The sequence below is a fragment of the Streptomyces sp. WELS2 genome, assembly GCF_013870595.1.
GTDB lineage: Bacteria > Actinomycetota > Actinomycetes > Streptomycetales > Streptomycetaceae > Streptomyces.
Window position 1 is genome coordinate 1 of the sequence record NZ_JACBWZ010000809.1, and the last position, 2,736, is coordinate 2,736.

Sequence of the window (2,736 nt, forward strand, 5' to 3'; positions counted from 1 at the left end):
CACGAACAGGCCCGGCGACGACATCACCGTGGCACCGCCCGCCAACGCCATCGAGCACTCACCCCGCCGCAGCGCCTGCACCGCCAGATGCAGCGCGACCAGCGACGACGAACACGCCGTGTCCACCGTCACCGCCGGCCCCTCCAGGCCGAACGTGTACGACAGACGGCCCGCGGTGACGCTGCCGTGGGTACCGGTGAGGAGGTAGCCCTCGCTCTCCGGGGTGGCGTCGGCGAGGCGGGGGCCGTACTCCTGGACCATGGCGCCGACGTAGACGCCGGTACGGCTGCCCCGCAGCGAGGCCGGATCGATACCCGCCCGCTCGAACGCCTCCCACGACGTCTCCAGCAGCAACCGCTGCTGCGGATCCATCGCCAGCGCCTCACGCGGCGAGATCCCGAAGAACCCCGCGTCGAACTCCGACGCGTCATACAGGAAACCACCGTTACGCGTGTACGACTTGCCCACCGCGTCCGGATCCGGGTCGTACAACCCCTCCAGATCCCAGCCACGGTCCGCCGGCCAGGACGACACCGCGTCCCCGCCGGACGCCACCAGCCGCCACAGGTCCTCCGGCGAGCCCACGCCGCCCGGGAACCGGCATCCCATGCCCACGATCGCCACCGGCTCGGCGTCGGCGTCGCCGGCGGGGGCCGGTGGTGGGGTCTGCGGCTCGGTCTGGTCTGCGGGGGACGGGCCGAGCAGTTCGGTCCGCAGGAAACGGGCGAGGGCGGCGGCCGACGGGTGGTCGAAGACGACCGTGCTCGGCAGGCGCAGGCCGGTCGCCGTGTTCAGCCGGTTCCGCAGCTGTACGGCCATCATCGAGTCGAAGCCCAGTTCGCGGAAGGACGCTTCGACGTTGATCTCGTCGGTTCCGTCCGTGCCGAGGACGATGGCGAGGTGGGTGCGGACCAGGTCTAGGGCCGCCTCCTGGCTCGCGCGTTCGCCGAGTGCGGCCCACCGTTCGCGCAGCGGTGCCTCCTCGGCGGCGGTGTCGTCGTCCGCCTCGGGCGCCGGTTCGGCGGGCGCGTTGGGTGCGGTGCGGGTGGCGGCGGGGGCGTCCAGCCAGAACCGGCGGCGCTGGAAGGCGTAGGTGGGCAGGTCGACGCGGCGGGCGCCGGTGCCTGCGTAGGCCTTGGACCAGTCGACGGTGACGCCGTGCACGAAGGCCTCGGCCAGGACGGTGAGCATGCGGTCGAGGCCGCCCTCGCCGCGCCGCAGGGAGCCGACGACGCGTCCCTTTCCTGCCGTGGTGTCCTCCACGGTCTCCTGGATGCCGGCGGCGAGGATGGGGTGCGGGCTGACCTCGATGAACGTCTCGTGGCCGGCCTCGGCGAGGGCCCGTACGGCGGGTTCGAAGCCGACGGTGCGCCGGGAGTTGCGGTACCAGTACTGGGCGTCGAGCCCGGCGGTGTCCAGCCAGCGGCCCTCGACGGTCGAGTAGAACCGCACCCGGGCGGACGTGGGGGTCACGGTGCCGAGCAGGTCCAGCAGGGGTTCGCGGATCCGCTCGACGTGCGCGGAGTGGCCGGCGCAGTCGATGGGGAGCAGCCGGACGCGGATGTCCCGGTGCTCGCACCAGGCGATCAGCTCGTGCAGGGCGGCCACGTCGCCGGAGACGGTGACGGCGCGGGGGCCGTTGATCGCGGCGATGGACAGCTGGTCCGCCCACGGGGTGAGGAGGTCCGCCACCTCGGCGGCGGGCAGCGCGACCGAGGCCATGCCGCCGGTGCCGGCCAGCAGGGCGAACGCCTTGCTGCGCAGGGCGACCACGCGGGCCGCCTCCTCCAGGGAGAACGCGCCGGCCACGTGGGCGGCGGCGATCTCGCCCTGCGAGTGGCCGACGACGGCGCCGGGCTCGACGCCGTAGGAGCGCCACAGCTCGGCGAGGGAAACCATCACCGCGAACAGCACCGGGTGGACCACGTCGAGGCGGTCGAGGGAGAGTTCGGGGTCGGTTTCGCTGCCGCCGCGCAGCACGTGCGTGAGGGACCAGGGCACGTGCGGGGCGAGGGCCCGTTCGCAGCGCCGGATGTGCTCGGCGAAGACCGGGGAGGCGTCCATGAGGTCCACGGCCATGCCGGCCCACTGGGACCCCTGGCCGGGGAAGACGAAGACGGGGCGGGCCGCGGTGCGGGAGGCGGCGCCCTGCACGACTCCGGCGGCGGGGCGGCCGGCGGCCAGGGCGGTCAGGCGGGCGCGGAAGTCCTCGGTGGTGTCGCCGAGGAGGACGGCCCGGTGTGCGAAGGCGGTGCGGGTGGTGGCCAGGGAGTGGCCGATGTGCGCCGGGGGCACGGTGTCGTCCAGCCGGTCGAGCAGTGCCCGGGCCTGCCCGCGCAGGGCGGCCTCGGTCTTGGCGGAGATCAGCCACGGGACGGTACCGGTCTCGCCGTCCTCGTCGGCGTCGGTCCGGGCGTCGGTGTCCTGGCGCCAGTCCTCCAGGACCACGTGGCAGTTGGTGCCGCCGACCCCGAAGGAGCTGACGCCGGCGATCAGCGGACCGTCGTCTCCGGGCCAGGGGCCGTGCTCCGTGCGGACCTTCAGCCGCAGCTCGTCGAGCGGGATCGCCGGGTTCGGGGTGCGGAAGTTCAGGCTCGGCGGGAGTTCCCGGTGCTCGAGGGCGAGCGCGGTCTTGATGAGGCCGGCGATGCCGGCGGCGCCTTCGAGGTGGCCGATGTTGGTCTTGACCGAGCCGACGAGCAGTGGGGCGTCGGCCGGCCGGCCGGCGCCGAGCAC

At 74.0% G+C, this 2,736-nt stretch carries 1 protein-coding gene; it reads right to left on the bottom strand.

Going from position 1 to position 2,736, the window contains the following annotated elements; all coding sequences use genetic code 11:
* Positions 1–2,736, bottom strand: a 2,736-nt coding sequence (locus tag H5J33_RS30155; RefSeq protein ID WP_181797958.1) for a type I polyketide synthase, incomplete at both ends; no start/stop codon positions are given.